This window comes from Pseudomonas kielensis (genome assembly GCF_030505375.1).
Classification (GTDB): Bacteria; Pseudomonadota; Gammaproteobacteria; order Pseudomonadales; family Pseudomonadaceae; genus Aquipseudomonas; species Aquipseudomonas kielensis.
Window position 1 is genome coordinate 345159 of sequence record NZ_CP130043.1, and the last position, 17387, is coordinate 362545.

20 protein-coding genes and 1 pseudogene are annotated in these 17387 nt (G+C 59.9%); 16 read left to right on the forward strand and 5 right to left on the reverse strand.

The window, feature by feature from the left end; translation table 11 throughout:
- Positions 1–51: 51 nt before the first annotated feature.
- Positions 52–369 carry a DUF1654 domain-containing protein gene (locus tag Q1W70_RS01820; protein ID WP_302098582.1) on the reverse strand — a complete coding sequence of 106 codons (318 nt, stop codon included), beginning with the start codon at positions 367–369 and terminating at the stop codon, positions 52–54.
- A gap of 385 nt (positions 370–754) precedes the next feature.
- Here Q1W70_RS01820 and Q1W70_RS01825 point away from each other — a divergent pair, with 385 nt between their 5' ends.
- The 6 genes from Q1W70_RS01825 to Q1W70_RS01850 all read left to right on the forward strand — a co-directional run bounded on the left by Q1W70_RS01825 (position 755) and on the right by Q1W70_RS01850 (position 3596).
- A complete protein-coding gene (locus tag Q1W70_RS01825; RefSeq protein ID WP_302098583.1) occupies positions 755–907 on the forward strand; it encodes a hypothetical protein in 153 nt (50 codons plus the stop codon).
- 68 nt (positions 908–975) lie between these two features.
- Positions 976–1458: an Lcl C-terminal domain-containing protein gene (locus Q1W70_RS01830; RefSeq protein ID WP_302098584.1), complete on the forward strand. Its 483-nt coding sequence runs from the start codon at positions 976–978 to the stop codon at positions 1456–1458.
- 129 nt (positions 1459–1587) lie between these two features.
- Positions 1588–2004, forward strand: coding sequence for a hypothetical protein (locus Q1W70_RS01835; protein ID WP_302098585.1), 417 nt, complete (start codon positions 1588–1590; stop codon positions 2002–2004).
- Positions 2001–2315, forward strand: a complete 315-nt coding sequence (locus Q1W70_RS01840) for a hypothetical protein (RefSeq protein ID WP_302098586.1) — start codon at positions 2001–2003, stop codon at positions 2313–2315. The genes Q1W70_RS01835 and Q1W70_RS01840 overlap by 4 nt, the downstream gene beginning before the upstream one ends.
- Before the next feature lie 91 nt (positions 2316–2406).
- Entirely contained in the window at positions 2407–2754 is a 348-nt protein-coding gene (locus Q1W70_RS01845) for a YfdP family phage-associated protein (RefSeq protein ID WP_302098587.1), read from the forward strand.
- Between the two features lie 26 nt (positions 2755–2780).
- Positions 2781–3596 carry a YfdQ family protein gene (locus Q1W70_RS01850; RefSeq protein ID WP_302098588.1) on the forward strand — a complete coding sequence of 272 codons (816 nt, stop codon included), beginning with the start codon at positions 2781–2783 and terminating at the stop codon, positions 3594–3596.
- A gap of 290 nt (positions 3597–3886) precedes the next feature.
- Here the strand turns inward: Q1W70_RS01850 and Q1W70_RS01855 are convergent, their stop codons facing one another.
- The gene (locus Q1W70_RS01855) at positions 3887–5203 is read right to left on the reverse strand and encodes a hypothetical protein (protein WP_302098589.1); all 1317 of its coding nucleotides are present in this window, start codon (positions 5201–5203) and stop codon (positions 3887–3889) included.
- A gap of 177 nt (positions 5204–5380) precedes the next feature.
- Between Q1W70_RS01855 and Q1W70_RS01860 the strand changes: the two genes are divergently transcribed.
- Positions 5381–6304 carry a DNA cytosine methyltransferase gene (locus tag Q1W70_RS01860; protein WP_302098590.1) on the forward strand — a complete coding sequence of 308 codons (924 nt, stop codon included), beginning with the start codon at positions 5381–5383 and terminating at the stop codon, positions 6302–6304.
- A 22-nt stretch (positions 6305–6326) separates the two neighbouring features.
- Here the strand turns inward: Q1W70_RS01860 and Q1W70_RS01865 are convergent, their stop codons facing one another.
- Entirely contained in the window at positions 6327–6830 is a 504-nt protein-coding gene (locus tag Q1W70_RS01865) for a hypothetical protein (RefSeq protein ID WP_302098591.1), read from the reverse strand.
- 48 nt (positions 6831–6878) lie between these two features.
- Between Q1W70_RS01865 and Q1W70_RS01870 the strand changes: the two genes are divergently transcribed.
- The 8 genes from Q1W70_RS01870 to codA all read left to right on the forward strand — a co-directional run bounded on the left by Q1W70_RS01870 (position 6879) and on the right by codA (position 12490).
- On the forward strand, positions 6879–7517 hold the full coding sequence (locus tag Q1W70_RS01870) for a phiTE_072 family protein (protein ID WP_302098592.1): 639 nt from the start codon (positions 6879–6881) through the stop codon (positions 7515–7517).
- Between the two features lie 83 nt (positions 7518–7600).
- Positions 7601–8029, forward strand: a complete 429-nt coding sequence (locus tag Q1W70_RS01875) for a hypothetical protein (RefSeq protein WP_302098593.1) — start codon at positions 7601–7603, stop codon at positions 8027–8029.
- 49 nt (positions 8030–8078) lie between these two features.
- Complete coding sequence (locus Q1W70_RS01880) at positions 8079–8324, forward strand: hypothetical protein (RefSeq protein WP_302098594.1); 246 nt, start codon at positions 8079–8081, stop codon at positions 8322–8324.
- A complete protein-coding gene (locus Q1W70_RS01885) occupies positions 8321–9046 on the forward strand; it encodes a hypothetical protein (protein ID WP_302098595.1) in 726 nt (241 codons plus the stop codon). Before Q1W70_RS01880 ends, Q1W70_RS01885 begins: the two co-directional genes overlap by 4 nt.
- A gap of 41 nt (positions 9047–9087) precedes the next feature.
- Positions 9088–9300 carry a helix-turn-helix transcriptional regulator gene (locus Q1W70_RS01890; RefSeq protein ID WP_302098596.1) on the forward strand — a complete coding sequence of 71 codons (213 nt, stop codon included), beginning with the start codon at positions 9088–9090 and terminating at the stop codon, positions 9298–9300.
- Positions 9301–9363: 63 nt separating this feature from the next.
- Positions 9364–9720 (forward strand): 6-carboxytetrahydropterin synthase QueD, encoded by a 357-nt coding sequence (gene queD / locus Q1W70_RS01895; RefSeq protein WP_007955941.1) that lies wholly within the window; start codon positions 9364–9366, stop codon positions 9718–9720.
- 237 nt (positions 9721–9957) lie between these two features.
- Positions 9958–11229: a cytosine permease gene (gene codB, locus Q1W70_RS01900; RefSeq protein ID WP_185818644.1), complete on the forward strand. Its 1272-nt coding sequence runs from the start codon at positions 9958–9960 to the stop codon at positions 11227–11229.
- Between the two features lie 13 nt (positions 11230–11242).
- Positions 11243–12490 (forward strand): cytosine deaminase, encoded by a 1248-nt coding sequence (gene codA, locus Q1W70_RS01905; RefSeq protein ID WP_166590799.1) that lies wholly within the window; start codon positions 11243–11245, stop codon positions 12488–12490.
- A gap of 112 nt (positions 12491–12602) precedes the next feature.
- Here codA and Q1W70_RS01910 read toward each other — a convergent pair whose 3' ends face one another.
- Entirely contained in the window at positions 12603–13595 is a 993-nt protein-coding gene (locus Q1W70_RS01910; RefSeq protein WP_166590800.1) for a diaminopimelate epimerase, read from the reverse strand.
- Between the two features lie 159 nt (positions 13596–13754).
- Between Q1W70_RS01910 and Q1W70_RS01915 the strand changes: the two genes are divergently transcribed.
- On the forward strand, positions 13755–14906 hold the full coding sequence (locus Q1W70_RS01915) for an MFS transporter (protein ID WP_166590801.1): 1152 nt from the start codon (positions 13755–13757) through the stop codon (positions 14904–14906).
- 24 nt (positions 14907–14930) lie between these two features.
- On the opposite strand, the pseudogene Q1W70_RS01920 reads toward Q1W70_RS01915, so the two are convergent.
- Positions 14931–17382, reverse strand: a pseudogene (locus tag Q1W70_RS01920) (TonB-dependent siderophore receptor).
- Positions 17383–17387 lie beyond the last annotated feature (5 nt).

Sequence of the window (17387 nt, forward strand, 5' to 3'; positions counted from 1 at the left end):
CATTGATCGCGACTACGAAGCCCGGCCAAGCGCCGGGCTTTTCTTTGTCTGTCAGAATGGGGCGACCTCCTCCACTGCCAGGAACTCGTCATGGACCTCCACTTGATGGTCGTTCTCTGATGACGCTTCCCACTTCAGTGTGACCGACTCATCCTCATCGTTGAACGTCATTTCTATCCCGTCCGTTTCGGACAGCAATCCCATAACCTCGTCCCACTCCCTGTCGCCGTCTGTATCTAATCGATGGATTTTGACCCACCGCTGGTCCTGTGCGATCGGGTGATTGATCATCGATGAAACCCTTAGACCAAGCCTTTCGATGCCGCTCATTTCCTGACGCACTGCCTGTTTAGCCTGTTTCTTAGCCATGCCCTGCCCTCTCCTCATATACTGTATATACGTACAGTAAAAGCGCAGCATAACCTGTAGTTTCGTAAACCGTAAGTCTTGACGTGGCGATTCCATATCGGTACACGGCCGACTCTTTTGTTAAGTTATCTAAAATTATTGTTGACTCTTTTTGTTTAGTTTTCTAAATTGCATCCATCGCAGCGACACACAGCCACTGCAAAGCATTACCGCTCTTTAACAACCAGAAGACAGACCCTGATTGCGATCAGGGAACAACAACGCAACACAGCCTGCTTCCGTGTCCGGTCATTCGGCACGCAAGGTTTGCTGAGTAGTAGGACAGCATCACTGAGCAACCTTCTCGCGAGGGTTGCTTGGGATGACAACCGACAGGTAATCAACCATGAAGCACGCAACCGCAATCGCCCAGCTCGAAATCCACGCCTCCAACTGCGAGAACAACGCAGTGATCCAGGAGGCTGAAGGTCAGTACGAAGACGCCGCGAACAACCGCACGAACGCCGCCGACTACCGGCAGGCAATCGAAGCCCTTTAAGCTCAATGAGCATCACTTCTGCCCATTCATTGAGTGGGCAGCGGGATGACAACCGACAAGGAAAAACCATGAGCGCCGAACAGAAGAACGTAATTGTCCCAGTAATCGGCGCAATCTGGCCAAGCCAAGGCGGTATCTACGCCGGCGTTTATCAAGATGGCGGCGAGATGTACCACCTGATATTCGCGGAGAAGGATGCTGGCAAGCATGCCTGGGGCGAGTACGGCGTCGGCACTGACGCCACCAGCGAGACCAACGGATTCCAGAACACGGCAATCCTTCTGAGCGGCAACGGATTGTTTCCAGCGGCTCAGGCGGCCCACGGCTACTCAGCAGACGGTCATCACGACTTTTACCTGCCATGCATTGGCGAGCTGAGCCAAGCGTGGCAGAGCATTGCCGCAAGCCTCGATAGCGGCTGGTACTGGAGTAGCACGCAGCGATCAGCCCATAACGCTTTCTTCATGGACTTTGATGACGGCACACAAAGCCCTTACGGCGAGGGAGCAGCTTTCTTCGTGCGCCCCGCCAGGAGGTTTCCTGCTCACTAGTGCGGACGAACACCCGGCCCAGCGCCGGCCACCTGCATATCACCCACCCAGCACGGAGGATTGGCAATGAAATAGCGCATACCGAAGCCCGCCCAACGGCGGCAAAAGCTTTCACATCGGGAGGCCTGTGTGGAGCACAACGAAAAGCCCGGGAACCCTCGGGCTTTTTTACGCCTGCCTTTATCCGTCAGCACTCCCCTCTGCGCCCAACGGCAGCAAGCAGGCGGCCAGAGTGCTGACGAATACACGCAACCAAACACCGAGGGATCAGCCATGCACCCATCCTTTCAAGAGCGCATCGACGAACTCGGTGCGCTACTGCGTCAGACACATGCCGCCCGGCTCGAGTTCTTCGAGCGCGTCGACCGCGTCATGCCTCCAAAGAAAGTGCGCTTTCAGGTTTCCGGCAAGGGCCATGGCATGTACCAGGTGGTCGATCGGAGCACAGGGAAACCCCGCGCTTTCCGCGAAACCTTCAAAGCGGCCTACGACCTCGCCATGCAGTTCGAAGAGCAGGCCAACCGCCGATCAGGAGGTGCGCAATGATCGGCGTCCCAATGCCTAACCCGCGTGACTCGATCATCGCGGACCTGAACCAGAAGCTGGATCAGTTCTTCGGCGCCGGCAAGACGGTGCAGGAGATCGACAGCGGCGTCAGCGCGGAAATGGTCGGCTATGGCGCATCTACCCATCAGGACCGGCTCAAGGCCGAGCGCGCCAAGCTGGCTCCCATGGTCAAGGCCCAGGCCGACGCAGGCAAGACCGTTGCCGCCGCCGCGGCAGAGCTGAAGATGCGACCCGGCCGGGTGAAACTCATTGCGCGTGAAAACGGCTTCACGTTTTCCGAAACCGCATGAGGCGGATAAACAACCAGGTGCGCCAGCGCCTTCGCCAGTCGCAATTCAACCTTCCACCCAGCGGCCTGTTGGCCACCCCGGAGAAACAGCCATGTCCACCCCTACCGATACCGCAGAGTTCCTCGAAGAGCTGAACGGCGGCGCTTTCGCCAGCCAGATCGGCCACGCCCTTTCCGAAGTGGCCGCCGGAGTAGTTGACCACGGCAAGGCCGGCAAGCTGGTAATCACCCTGGACTTCAGCCAAATCGGGGAATCGAGCCAGGTGAAGATCAAGCACAAGCTCGATTACAAGGTGCCGACCAAGCGCGGCACACGCAGTGAAAACACCAGCCTGGATACCCCCATGCACGTCGGCTCCGGCGGCAAGATCACCCTCTTCGCGGAAAAGCACGACCAGCTCTTCAGTCGTGAGCAAGCCCCAATCACCCCACGCACCTGAACACCTGACCATCAAGGAACTGACCAATGTCTCTGACCAAAGAAGCGATCCAGCTCATCACCGACACCGCGCTCGAAGCGAGCGGCAAAACTCTGGCTACCCAAACACCAGCCATCGTGCTGCCTGAAGGCTGCCAAGTCGTCACGCTGGAAAAATGGCAGGCCGGTCGCAGCCGATTCCGCGGTATCTACTCCACCCACTCCCTGGCCGACTTCAGCGCCTACGTGGCCGACCGCGCAATCGCAACCGCAAAGGGCTTCATCGACCAGGACGAAATGACCTGCACGCTGCTGTTCAACCTGGGCACTGACGAAAATCCGGGCCACGCAGATGACCGCGCAGTACTGAAGCTGAAGGCATCGGCCGGCTACAAGGCAGCCCAGGCAATCGGTGGCCGTGCGATGTCGCAGAAAGAACTCAGCGACTGGATCGAGGACTGGAATCAGTTCCTCACTGCCGCCGATGAGGGCGGCCAGTCGATGACAATCGCCAAGGCCATCGCCGCAGTGCGCACCATCACCATCAAGGCCGCGTCCGAATCGGATCACACCGTCGGTGAAACCAGCGCCAGCCGCAGCACGCTGGACCAGATCGAGGCCCGCAGCAAAGAGACGCTGCCGACCACCTTGCTGTTCAATGTGATTCCATTCGAAGGCCTGACCGAACAGCAGATCATGCTCCGCGTATCGGTAATCACTAGCGGCGCGCAGCCGGTGCTGAAACTTCGCTGGGTCGGCGAGGAAGTTCAGCGCGAGGACATCGCACAGGAATTCAAGACGGTTCTGCAGGACAGGATCGGTGATGCAGCAGCCCTGTCTTTGGGCGCATTCGATCCGAAGTAAGCAACACTCCCGGGCAACCAGCTTGCTCTCTGTGGCACCCCGTCATGGAGGGTCGCGGCCTCTCAAATTAAGGCAGCAAGCAAAATTGTTAGCGGATGGGATCATTGACTTGACAGCCCATCATCGAACGAAGCAATCTGCAGTAGCACATTGCCTTTGCTAGCACTGGCTAGTGAGGTTACCCCGTCGCAGAAAATGGAGCTGCTATGAAAGAACGATGAAGAGCAAGGGATTTTTAAGCTCGAATTATTGGGGTACGCCACCGCGAAAGGCGGTGGCACCCGCAACAGTTACCCTTCTTGTGCGTCCTCTGCAGCAGCAGCCTGTGTACTCGCAACCAGTTCCGAAAGCTTAGCCAAGTACTTCACTCCAAACACTTGTTCGTAACCTTCTAAAAACTGTTCACTTTCCCGAAACTGCTTAAATAATGGCCAGTCATGATAGGCGTCTTCGAATACTAAATCGCTCGACTGCCCAATTTTCAGCATATGCTCTTTAGCTGAATCAAAATCATCTAACAACACAGCCCTTGCCAATTTGAAATCATATATTGTCGCGGACCAGTCCTTTTTATCCAAAATTTTCTTAGCGGCAGCGAGCCCGCTCACATTTTTAACAGCAATCGCATAATTAATTGTAAACATCCTCGCCATAACCTCATTGGAGATCTTGGGAAGTCCATTTGCAAACTTACACAATGAAATAACCTTCTCAAAATCTCCATTTTGCAAGTAGTCATATATCAAAGTGTTTAACGCTGAATCCGCCTCTTTAATTTCATCCGGAAGCATTTTTCGCCATATCGTCTGACCAAGCATAACGCCAACTTCTGCAACGACGAGACAAGTCTTGAAGAAATACTCGCTATTTATTTTAAGCTGATGACCAACCACAGCGTCATCCGGAACCTTGTAACCAACTTCAACACACGCCTTCAAGTACTGCTGGCTAATTACTCCATCACAGTGCGTAAACAGGTTCCGGCGCTGAGCCGACTCGATAAATCGCGGCCAATTTTCAAACTTCGTAAGAGTCTCAAAACTAAACCTTCTCTCAAACTCCTTAAATTGCTCCGAATAACTTTTCCGCCTGACGGTTTCAATTTCCTTATCAAGGACCGCTTCACGCAGTTCATCCAGTGACGGATAACCGAGTATCTCCGACACCGTTAACTGACAATTAAGGCCCTTATATAAATCAGGAGAAACCTGATATACAGCGAACATAAGCTCGCCAACGAACTTATCAAAACAAGAAAAAAGACCGATAAACAAACTGCGCTCAAGAGTGAACACACTCGTATCCAACTCAAACCTTTTCGCCCTTCGAAGGGCCTGCCTTAATTCACGAGCAGCGACCAATTTTTCTTCGCGAGATTCCTTACCCTCTAGTATTGCCTGATTCTTCTTAAACGCAGTATTTATCGACCTAGCACGTTTCTTATAAACCTGTATTGCTTGTGGTATGCAGCTTTTTGCACACTCTTCGATATCTAAAACCTTATGTACAAAACGATTCACTGCGTTAGAAATAGGATTGATTTTCTGCACAGGCTCACTTCCAACCTCTTCGCCCGGTTCCTCGTTACTCACAACGGTATCGTTCACAGCCACATTCCTTGTTTTCGGAGACTTTGCGATATGGTGGCACAACGCCGTGGAGGATTCACTTTTTGTACTGCGTCGCAAAAATCTCCTAGTGATCAAGGTACGCCATCTTTCACTGGGGCTCCTCTTCCAACTCCATCGTCAGCAAACTGGGCATGCCCCGGCATAGGACGCTCCATGCCTACAGCAATCGATTTGTTCGCCGGTCTCGGCGGATGGTCTACCGGTGCCCGCAATGCCGGTATCGACGTTCTTTGGGCCGCTAACCACTGGCCGGAAGCGGTTGAGTGGCACAGCGCCAACCACCCGGATGCAATTCACATCTGCCAGGACCTGCACCAGGCGGATTGGTCGAAGGTTCCAGCCCACGACATCATGCTTGCCTCGCCTTGTTGCCAGGGGCATTCGAAGGCGCGAGGCAAGAAGTCCGGCAACGCTCAGCACGATGCATCGCGGTCCACAGCCTGGGCAGTGGTGTCGGCTGCCGAGTTCCACCGGCCGGAAGTGGTGCTGGTCGAGAACGTCGAAGAATTCACGGCCTGGGCCTTGTACCCTGCCTGGTCGCAGGCAATGGCAGCGCTGGGCTACATGATCGCACCGCATGTCGTTGATTGCGCAGATCTCGGTGTGCCGCAACACCGCGTGCGACTGTTTCTGGTCTGCACCCGAAGCAAGGCACCGCTCAACCTTCAGCTTCACCTGCGCCGGCATGTGCCAGCCTCATCCTTCATCGACTTCGAAGCGGGCAAGTGGAGCCCGGTTGTGAAGCCGGGCCGGGCTGAATCGACCCTGCTCCGCGTGAAGAATGGCCGGGAGCGCTTCGGTGATCGCTTCATCATGCCCTATTACGGGTCCGGCTCCGGTCTGACTGGCCGCTGCCTTGAGCGTCCAATTGGAACCATCACCACTCTGGATCGTTGGGCCCTGGTGCGCGGGGATGAGATGCGGATGCTCTCGGCCAACGAGGCGCTTGCAGCCATGTCGTTTCCGGCCGACACGAAACGCCCGGACAATCATCGGCTGACTATGCATATGGCAGGTAACGCGGTACCGCCGCTGGCCGGGCAACGAATTATCGAAGCGATGATGGAGGCAGCTTGAGTGACCAAGCCCACCCCACGCATCAAACGTGTTGATTTAGTTTCGCAGCGGAAAGTTGGATTTGGTCTATAGCTGCCTTTCCTGCCTGTCGCTGAGAGTCATCACAGTCATGTTCGCCGTGCCACTTGATGACTGCTCGCTGAAAGTCTTTGATCCCACGACACGCTTTCGACAGTTCAGACTTCAACTCTGAAGCTGTAGCGCGCAGCTCAATCGCTTGAATTATCTCTAAATGCTCCCCAGCCCTACTCGCTAGAGCCTGCCTCTCTTCTTTCCCTGCGCTGTTGGCCGCCTCTGCCAGCAACAATAACTCTGATGCTGCGTCTTCGACCGCTATGGCACCGTTCAAAGCTGCTTCTTTGGTCGCGGCGATTCCGATCCGGTGCGCCTTTCGCTGACTAGCTCCGCGAGAATAAGCTCGGATGAACCATCCAGCCGCCCCTAGAGCTAAACCACCGATGAATGTAAACCACGCTGCCAAGCCTGGGTGGCTCTCAAGCCAAGTCAATACGACGTCTAATGACATATTCATCCCTTCCTGAAAGCCGAGACTATATACCGGCGAGGTATCCCCATGCCCACAGAAAACAAACCGGCCGAGCCGATGCAGGTTGAGCGCTTGACTGTCACGAAGCTCGTAATCACCGGTGCCCCGCGACTTGATCCGATCACCGTGTTCCTCGAGGACTTCGGCCGGCGTGATTGCCCAACCGAATCCAATCCGCACTATCAGACCGCCCAGGGCAAGATCACCATCAATTGCTGGGACAACAGCTGGAACGCTTACTGGGGCGGCATGGGGCCACGCACCGTTGCCGAGTTTGTCGCCGACTGTGACTGGCACTACATTCTGAATTGCCTGGATCGAGGGATCAGCCCCACCGTCTTCAGCGGTGACGCGCTGCACAACTTGGCCAAGAAGTGCATCGTCCAGCGCCGACGGCAACAGACCGGTCGCCACGAATGGGAACTGGGCGAGCTGAGCAAAGATGAAGCCTGCGAGCTTTGGCATGGCATCGACGTGCTGCGCAGCATCGAGAGCCCGAGCGAATGCTGGCACCAAAGCGCGCTGCTGACCGAGTTGTTCGGCGATGAATGGCATTATCCACTCGACGGTAAGGCCGTCGAAGAGAACCACAAATTCACGTACCTGCGCCGAGTTGTCGAGGCCGTCCAGGCAGCGCTTGGCCAGGAACAGCAGAAGACTTCCTGATAGGAGTACATCTGTACTCCACCCGCAAAACCTGTAACCCCTCCCCCTTCAAAGTCAGCCGCTATAGCGGCAAGGACGAAGTCATGCCTGAAGAAATTGTTTTTATCCAGCCGCTGCCGATTCATCGAGACGCTACTGGGTGCTGGACTCACCCGGCTTGGCCATCCACCGATGACGAACTGATCCCTTACGCATGGTTCACCGAGCGGGGACTGGAGGTTCGTGAGCGAAATTTCGAGGGTGACGCCCCGGAGGAACTGCAGGCGGCCTGGTTCGCCAGCGGGATTGCAAATTGCTCGGCCTGGGAGCCAACTCCGCCCGCCGGCGAAGGCTGGTTCATCTTCTCGATCCACGACACTGATGATGGCCCGATCTGCGTTTGGGTCCGGTATGTGCCGAGCTTGCAGCGTGAAGTCGATGCAGTAGCCGCCGGTAAAGAGTTCTGCGGCGCCTGCGATGATGGTTGCGGGTCGTGCAATGTCGCAGAAGAAAGTCCGCAGGTGACGCCATGATCGCCCTTGCCTGGTTCGCCTACGTGTACTGCTACAAGGGGCCGCGGTGATGAATACCTACCGACACACCTTAGCAGCCGTCTGCCCGTCGGACTGCGAACTGATCATCTATCGGCTTGAAGTTCGGTCGCCGGCGATGATCTACGTCGAGCACATCAAGGCCGCGACCGCGATCATCAAAAAAGGCTGGCACGAACAGATCGCCGATCGCCTGTCCGAAGCACTGGGTGGTGATCAGACGATCATTGCCACACACCAGGGCGTCGAGATCGAAACAGTGAGGCTCAGCGGATGATTCATTACCACGGCACGCCTGTCGGCGGTAAGCGCGAGGACGCCGCTAAGTTCCTGGCCGGCCGGCACGCGCTGGTGCCGTTCCCACGCAAGGACGATCTCGGGATTGTCGCCGATGTATGCAAATCGTTTGTTTTCGATAACGGCGCATTCACAGTGTGGAAGAAAGGCGGCCAGGTAGACGTCGAAGGCTACACACGCTGGGTCGAAGACTGGCACCGTCACCCTGGATTCACTTGGGCGCTTATTCCGGACGTCATCGACGGCGACGAAAAGGCCAACGACGACCTTGTTCGGCAGTGGCCAGAGGAGCTTCGCGGCGTGCCTGTCTGGCACTTGCACGAATCGCTTGAGCGGTTGGAGCGGCTGGCGAGGTGTTGGCGAACGGTTGCCCTGGGCAGTTCTGGGCAATGGGCTACACCGGGCACTGGATCATGGTGGAAGCGGATGGGCGCCGCGATGGACGCCATCTGCGACGACCAAGGCCGCCCAGCTTGCAGGCTTCACGGCCTACGAATGCTCGACCCTGCGATCTTCCAGCATCTGCCATTCGCCTCCGCCGACTCCACGAACGCAGCAGTGAACGGCGGGAGCATCAGCCGTTTCGGCATGTATGCCCCACCGACCGCCGGCCAGCGCGCCAACGTCATCGCTGACCGCATCGAATCGCACAACAGTTCGCCCATCTGGCAACGAGAGACCCAGGCCGAGATGGCCATCTAATCCACCACCTTCTGCCGCCACGCGCGGCCCGGAGCATCATCATGGCAGTAGCAGAAAAAATTGATCGCTTCCTGCGCCTCGACGAGGTGCTTCACACCACCGGCCTGGGCCGTAACACTGTTTATCGTCGCATCAGGGAAGGCACCTTCCCAAAACAGGTTAGAATAGGCCCCAACTCGGTCGCTTGGCGCCAGTCGGCAATCTCGCAATGGATGACCGCTGTGACCCCCAGCAACGACCAATCAGTACATTGATCAGTACACCAGCGACTGACCAAACTCCAGAACCCCCGTATATCAAGCCCTACAGGTCCAACCGTGGAAATTTTCAAAGAATTCACCTTCGAGTCCGCCCACCGCCTGCCCCACGTTCCGGACGGCCACAAGTGTGGGCGCCTGCACGGCCACTCGTTCAAAGTGGCGATTCACCTGAGCGGTGACCTCGACCCGCACACGGGCTGGATCCGTGACTTCTCGGAAATCAAGGCGATCTTCAAGCCACTGTACGAGCGCCTGGACCATAACTACCTGAACGACATCCCAGGCCTGGAAAACCCGACCAGTGAAGTGCTGGCCAAGTTCATCTGGAATGAACTCAAGCCGCTGCTGCCGGAACTCAGTGCAATCCGCATCCACGAGACCTGCACCAGCGGTTGCATCTACCGCGGCGAATAAGCCAGGCCGTCAAAAAAACCACCGTCCCCCCGGTGGTTTTTTTGTGCCTGTGCCTTGGGGGTTCTCATGACCTTGCAGACTCGCCCCCACTTGGGTCTCGTGTTTCCTCAGACGCACTGCTTTCGTGCCCGCCTTGGGCCAAATACCCGCGCTCGACTATAAGTAACAGGGCCAATCGCTGCTTTGGCACGCGCACTGCTACATCCCCGTGTCCTCCTCTCCCGCAAGGAACGCCACATGACGCAGAACGATCCGGGCAATGACTACCCCTTGAGTGAAGTGCCGATGCATGCCCGCAAGGGCCTGATGTCGACAGCCATGGTGCTGCTGGGCTTCACCTTTTTTACCGCGACCATGTTTGCCGGGGGCAAGCTCGGGGTGGCGTTCAGTTTTAGCGAGATGCTCGCGGTGATTGCCCTCGGCAACCTGCTGCTGGGCATGTATGCCGCGGGCCTGGGTTACATCGCCTTCAAGAGCGGCCTCAATTCGGTGCTGATGGGGCGTTTCTGCTTTGGTGAGCTGGGCAGCAAACTCAGCGACCTGATCCTCGGTTTCACCCAGATTGGCTGGTATGCCTGGGGCACGGCCACGGCTGCCGTGGTGCTGGGCAAATACTTGCAGTTGAGCGACGACACGGTGCTGGGGCTGATGGTGCTGTTCGGCCTGATGTTCTGCGCCACGGCCTATGTCGGCTATCGCGGCCTGGAAATCCTCTCCTACATCGCGGTGCCGGCCATGATGCTGTTGTTGATGCTGTCGATGTGGGTCGCCACGCTCAAGATCGGTGGCCTCGACGCGCTGCTGGCAGTGGTGCCAAGCACCCACCTGGACTGGTCGACCGCCATCACCCTGGTGTTCGGCACCTTCGTCAGCGGCGCGACCCAGGCCACCAACTGGACCCGCTTCTCGCGCTCCGCCAAGGTCGCGGTGCTGGCGAGCCTGATCGGGTTTTTCCTTGGCAACGGCCTGATGGTCCTGATCGGCGCCTACGGGGCCATCGTCTATCAGCAGCCGGACGTGGTCGAGGTCCTGCTGTTGCAAGGGTTCGCCATGGCCGCGATGGCCATGCTGTTGCTCAACATCTGGAGCACCCAGGACAACACCATCTACAACTTCGCCGTCGCCGGCTGCAACCTGCTGCGCACCCGGCGTCGCAAAACCGTGACCCTGGCCGGCGCCGTGATCGGCACCCTGCTGGCGCTGCTGGGCATGTACGACATGCTGGTGCCTTACCTGATCCTGTTGGGCACGGTGATTCCGCCGATTGGCGGGGTGATCATGGCGGACTTCTTCTACCGTTATCGTGGTCACTATCCGCGCCTGGCCGATACCCGGCTGCCAGCCTTCAACTGGGCCGGACTCGCCGCCTATGGGGTGGGCACCGTCGCCGCGTTCGGCTCGCCGTGGGTCGCGCCGCTGGTCGGCATAGGCGCTGCCGCGCTAACGTATGTGGCATTGACCTGCGTCCTGGGGACCCGTACCTCCAGCGCAGCACTACCCGATCTATAAAGGGATTCGCCTGATGCACATCATCAACGCCCGCCTGCGCAACCGTGAAGGTTTGCACGAACTGCACCTGGAAAACGGCATTATTTCCGGGATCGCCCGCCAGACCGAAGCGCCGACCCTGGGCCCCGAAGACCTCGACGCGGGTGGCAACCTGGTGGTGCCGCCCTTCGTCGAGCCGCACATTCACCTCGACGCCACGCTGACCGCCGGTGAGCCGCGCTGGAACATGAGCGGCACGCTGTTCGAAGGCATCGAATGCTGGGGCGAGCGCAAGGCGACCATTACCCAGGAAGACACCAAGACCCGGGCGAAAAAGACCATCGACGCCCTCGCCGCCCATGGTATCCAGCATGTGCGCACCCACGTCGATGTCACCGACCCGCAACTGACCGCGCTCAAGGCCATGCTCGAAGTGCGCGAAGAGAGTCGGCACCTGATCGACCTGCAGATCGTCGCCTTTCCCCAGGAGGGCATCGAGTCCTACCGCAACGGCCGCGAGCTCATGGAGGAAGCGATTCGCCTGGGGGCCGACGTGGTGGGCGGGATCCCGCACTTTGAATACACCCGCGACCAGGGCGTCAGTTCGGTGAAGTTCCTGATGGACCTGGCCGAGCGCACCGGCTGCCTGGTGGACGTGCATTGCGACGAAACCGACGACCCGCACTCGCGCTTTCTTGAAGTGCTGGCCGAAGAAGCCCGCAGCCGCGACATGGGTGCGCGGGTGACCGCCAGCCACACCACGGCCATGGGTTCGTACGACAACGCTTACTGCGCCAAGTTATTTCGCCTGCTGGGGCACTCGGGGATCAGTTTTGTCTCCTGCCCGACCGAGAGCATTCACTTGCAAGGGCGCTTCGACAATTTCCCGAAACGCCGGGGCGTGACCCGGGTCAACGAATTGCTCGAAGCCGGCATGAACGTGTGTTTTGGCCAGGACTCGATCGTCGACCCCTGGTACCCGCTGGGCAACGGCAACATCCTGCGGGTCCTGGAAGCCGGCCTGCACATCTGCCACATGCTCGGCTACCGCAACCTGCAAAGCTCGCTGGACCTGGTGACGGACAACAGCGCCAAGGCCATGGCCCTGGGTGACCGCTACGGGCTGGAACCGGGACGGCCGGCCAACCTGCTGATCCTCTCGGCCGACAGCGACTACGAAGTGATCCGCAGCCAGGGCCTGCCGTTGTACTCGATCCGCGGTGGCAAGGTGTTGATGAAACGGCAGATGCCGGTGATCGAGATGTTTGGCTCGGCTTTGTAGGGGATATTGAGCAGGCTCGCACAGGGGGCCACGCATCGCGCAAATCTGCGTCGCGGTTGTCGAGACTGGGTTTGTGGGCTTAGCCGTTGCTGCGGTGATGGTGGATGTGAATTCAACGCATCAAGCGCGCCGTCCCGAACAAGCTGACCCGGCTCAACTCACCGCCCTGCTCTTCGAGCAACACCGGGGCCGTGCCGCCGGGCATCACCACCGCCACCGTGCCTGCGCTCACCCAGCCGACACTCCACGCCGCACAGGCCACCGCGCTGGCACTGGTGCCCGAGGACGCGGTCGGGCCTTCGCCGCGCTCGAACACCCGGGCGCTGAGGCGATTGGCCGATTCGCGCATTGCCCATTGCAGATTGACCCCGGCGGCACACGGCTGGCCCCCGCCGCTGGGCGGGGCAAAAGCGATGCGGGTCAGGTCGTCAGCCAGGCCGGGAGCGGCCATCTGCGGGTTGCTCGGCAGCTCGTGCGCCTGGGCCACCAGCGTCACGCAATGGGGGTTGCCGATGCGCACGAATTGACTGTGTGACCACTGCCGATTGACCCGGGCCAGTTGCGGCACATGGCTCAATGGTCGTTGATTGAGCTGCGCCGCTGACACCCCCTGAGCCGTCACCGCTGGCGGGCCGAACGCAGGCTTGCCCAGGTCCAGCCAGAACCCTTGCACACCCTCGACCTCGGCCGCCTGCACCGAGGTGTGCACGGGCGACCGGGCGTTGCCCTGGTCATGATGGACCTTGAGCAAACAGCCGCCCTTGGCCGGCATCAAGCCCTGCTCGGTCAGCGCCTGGGCGAAGATGGTCAAGCCGTTGCCGCTGCGCTCGGCCAGGGTCCCGTCGGTGTTGACGATCAACAGGTCAAACGGCGCGGTCTGCTGAAACGGGCCGACCAGCAAACCATCGCTGCGATGTGCCTTGGCCCCAGCGGGTCGCGTGCCCGGCGCCCAACTGCAGCAGGCCTGGATCGCCCGTGTTGTCCAGGCCATTGCTTGTTGCGCCGCCTCGGCGGCGGCGTCGGGCAGGTCGATCCCCAGTTCGCGCAATTGCACGGGGCTGACCACGGCATAGATATTCCCGCGTGCATCAAACAACGACGTCATGAACAGCTCCTGGGTTGAGTCTGGAATGATTGCCTACTGTAGGCGATTTCCTCGGATCAACGAACCGCCTGGTGACGAACCCCGAGGTCGTCTGACGGTCGTTGATGTGCAAGGATGTGCCCCTGTTTGCCGCTTCCATTGAAAGACCAAGGATGTTCCATGACCGCCATCACATCACCCGCCCAGGTAGTCCCTGGGCGCCTCGAGCAGATGTCGACCCGCATCGCGTTCTTCATCGCCGGTTTTGGCATTGCCGCGTGGGCGCCGCTGGTGCCCTACGCCAAGGCACGGGCCGGGCTGGATGAAGGGACCCTCGGCTTGCTGCTGTTGAGCCTGGGGGTGGGCTCGATCCTGGCGATGCCGCTGGCCGGCGTGCTGGCGACGCGCTTCGGCTGTCGGCGGGTGCTGAGCGGCGGCACGCTGCTGATCTGCCTGGCGCTGCCGTTGCTGGCCACGGTGTCCACGGTGCCCTTGCTGATCGCCGCGCTGTTCCTGTTCGGTGCCGGCCTGGGCACGGTGGACTCGACGACCAACCTGCAGGCGGTGATTGTCGAGCGCGCCAGCGGCAAGACCATGATGTCGGGGTTTCATGGCATGTTCAGCCTCGGCGGGATTGTCGGCGCGGGCGGGGTCAGCGCCCTGCTGGGCCTGGGGATTTCCCCGCTGGGGGCGATGGCCGTGGTGATCGTCATGCTGCTGGCTGCGCTGTTCAAGGCCGCGCCCCACCTGCTGACCTACGGCAGCGAAAGCACCGGGCCGGCGTTCGCGGTGCCCCACGGGATCGTGCTGTTCATCGGCGGCATGTGCTTCATCGTGTTCCTCGCCGAAGGCGCGGCACTGGACTGGAGCGCGGTGTTCCTGGCCCAGGAGCGCGGGATCGACACGGCCTATGCGGGATTGGGGTATGCGGCGTTCGCCCTGACCATGACCATCGGACGCCTGACCGGCGACCGGATTGTCCGCCGGCTGGGCGCTACCCGGGTCATCGTGTTCGGTGGTTTGACCGCCGCTGCGGGCTTGTTCCTGGCGACCTTCGCCCCGAGCTGGGAAGCGGCCCTGGTGGGCTATGCCCTGCTGGGCGTGGGCTGCTCGAACATCGTGCCGGTGCTGTACACCGCGGTGGGCAAACAGACGGTGATGCCCGAAAGCATCGCCGTCCCGGCCATCACCACCCTGGGTTATGCCGGCATTCTCGCCGGGCCGGCAGTGATCGGATTTGTCGCCCACGCCAGCAGCCTGAGTTTCGCCTTCGGCTTGATGGCGGTGTTGCTGGTGGCGGTGGCCATTGGCGGGAAAGTGTTAAAGGTGTGATCGCCTTGCAAGCACTGCGCGCGGTCAGAAACCGACGCTGGCCTGGACGAAAAAGGTCCGTGGCGCACCGACGTACATGCCCGCATTGTTGTCGCTGGAGCGGGTGAAGTACTGCTTGTCGAAGAGGTTTTTCACCCCGGCGCCAAGCTTCAGGTTCGACAGTTGCGCGCCAAAGTCATAGCCGCCACGCACGTTCCAGGTCACGTAACCCGGAATGTCGCCGTACTGTCCGTCGGCAGTGCCTTCGGTGATGTAGTCGCCACTGAAACTGCCATCGGCATTCACCGCAGTGCCCGGTGAGTGCTGCTTGGACTGGGCGAACGCGTCGACGTTGTAGGTCCAGCGGTTGACGTCGTAACGCAAGCCGACGGTGGCCACCTGCCGGGAATAAAACGGCAGGTCACGGCCCTTGAAGCCCGGGATCTCGCCTTCATACACGGCACGGGTGTAGGTAACGCCGGCATTGGCGGTCAGGCCATCGAGCCGAGGGTCGAGCGCGGCCATGTCGTAGTGCACCGAAGCTTCAATGCCCTGGTGGGTGGTGGCGCCGAGGTTGGTCCAGCCGGCATCGTTGCTGATGTATTGCAGTTCTTCATCGAAGTCGATGTAGAACAGCGTCACTTCACCGCCCCACACATCATCGTTGTAGCGCGTACCGATTTCGTAGGTCTTGGCCTTTTCCGGATTCAGGCCGCTGGCGGTCTCGTCACCCGAACCGCCCTGGCCGAGCTGGAAATACTGCAGGGCGCCGAACGAAGTTTCGTAGTTGGCGAACAGCTTCCAGGCATCGGACAGGTGATACATCACGCTCAAGGCCGGCAGCGGTTCATGGCTGTCGATGCTGCGGCGTTTCTCCTGCACCGGCTTGCCCGACGTATCGAGCACCGGGCGGTCGTGCCACTCGGTGCGGATGTCTTCAAAACGAATGCCCGGGGTCACGGTCCAGTTGCCGACATCGATTTTGTTGTCGACGTAGACAGCGTTGGCTTCGGTGCCGCCGGTGCGGTCCTGGTACACGTGGCCGTCGGCGGTCGGGGTCTGCACCGGCTGGTTGTTCACCAGCGCCAGGCGGCTGGCCTGCTCGTGCATGCCCTCCTTGAGGTAGCGATAACCCACGCTGACTTCCTGGGACGTCGGGCCGACATCGAACACATGGGACACCCGTGGCTCGATGCCGAAGGTGTAGTAGGTCCGCGGGTAGGCGCTCAGGGTCTTCTGGTCACGGGCGGCGATGGTGCTACCGCGAAAACTGTCGGAGTAGTAGGTCAGCACTTCGGCCTGGGTGCGGTCGTCGATCATCCGCACCCACTTGAAGGACACGTCCTTGCGTCGACCGCTGAAGCTGTCGTAGTCCCGCACCGACTGGTAGGGATTTTCGTCGTACTGCTGCTGGGTCAGCCCGCCGGGCATGTCGGCCTTGGCGTCGTAGTAGTGGAAGTTCAGCGAGAAATCGTCGACATCGGTGGGCGCCCAGTGCGTCTTGAGGATCACGTCGTCAATGTCGTTGCCGTTGTTGCTCGCCCGGTAGCCGTTGCCGTTGACCCCGGAGTACAACAGCGCCACGCCCATGCCATTGTCCGCGGTGCCGCCGAGAAACGCCGTGTCGATGTGCTTCCAGCCACCGCGCTGGGAGGTCTCCAGGGTGCTGCCGATTTCCCCGGTGGCTTTCTCCGGGATAGCCCGGGTAACAAAGTTGATCACCCCGCCGACGTTCTGTGGGCCATAACGAACCGAACCGGCGCCTCGCACCACGTCGATGCTGTCGAGGTTGCCGGAGGAAATCGGCGCCATCGACAGCTTGCGGCTGGCCGTAGGGGGCGAAGGCAGCCGGGACACCATCGATCAACACCGTGGAGCGCGGTGACAGGCGCGAGGTCAGGCCTCGCACGCCGACGTTCAGGGAGATGTCACTGCCGCCCGTGCCGTTGGCGTCCTGGACCTGCACCCCGGGTACGCGCTTGAGCACGTCGCCGACGGTCATCGCGCCCTGCTCGACCATGGCTTCGCGACGGATCACCGTGCGCGCACCGGGGTGGTTCTGCACCACGGCTGCATTGGCATCAGCCAGCCAGTCGCCGACCACGGTGATGGCGGTCACCCCCAGTTCCAGCGGGCCCGATCCAGACGCCGACGTGGCGGCCGGGCTCAAAGTGACCGAGCCCTGGTCAATCGAATACTCCAGGCCGCTGCCCTGCAACAACTGGCCCAAGGCTTGCTCCGGCGACAGGTTGCCGTCCACCGCCGGCGCCTGCTTGCCGGCCACCAGTTGCGGATCGAAAAAAACCTGCAGGGAGGTTTGCTGGCCCAGTTGGCTCAGGGCCGCCCCCAGGGGTTGTGCTTGAATGTGGATATTGCCGCCAGCCGCCTCGGCAGACGCCAGCGGTATGCCCGCATTGACGACCAGTGCCAGCGCCAGGGGCAGCCAACGGGAAGAAAGCATGGCGGGATTGTTGTTTTTCGCGCGGGAGTTTTTCACGTCGA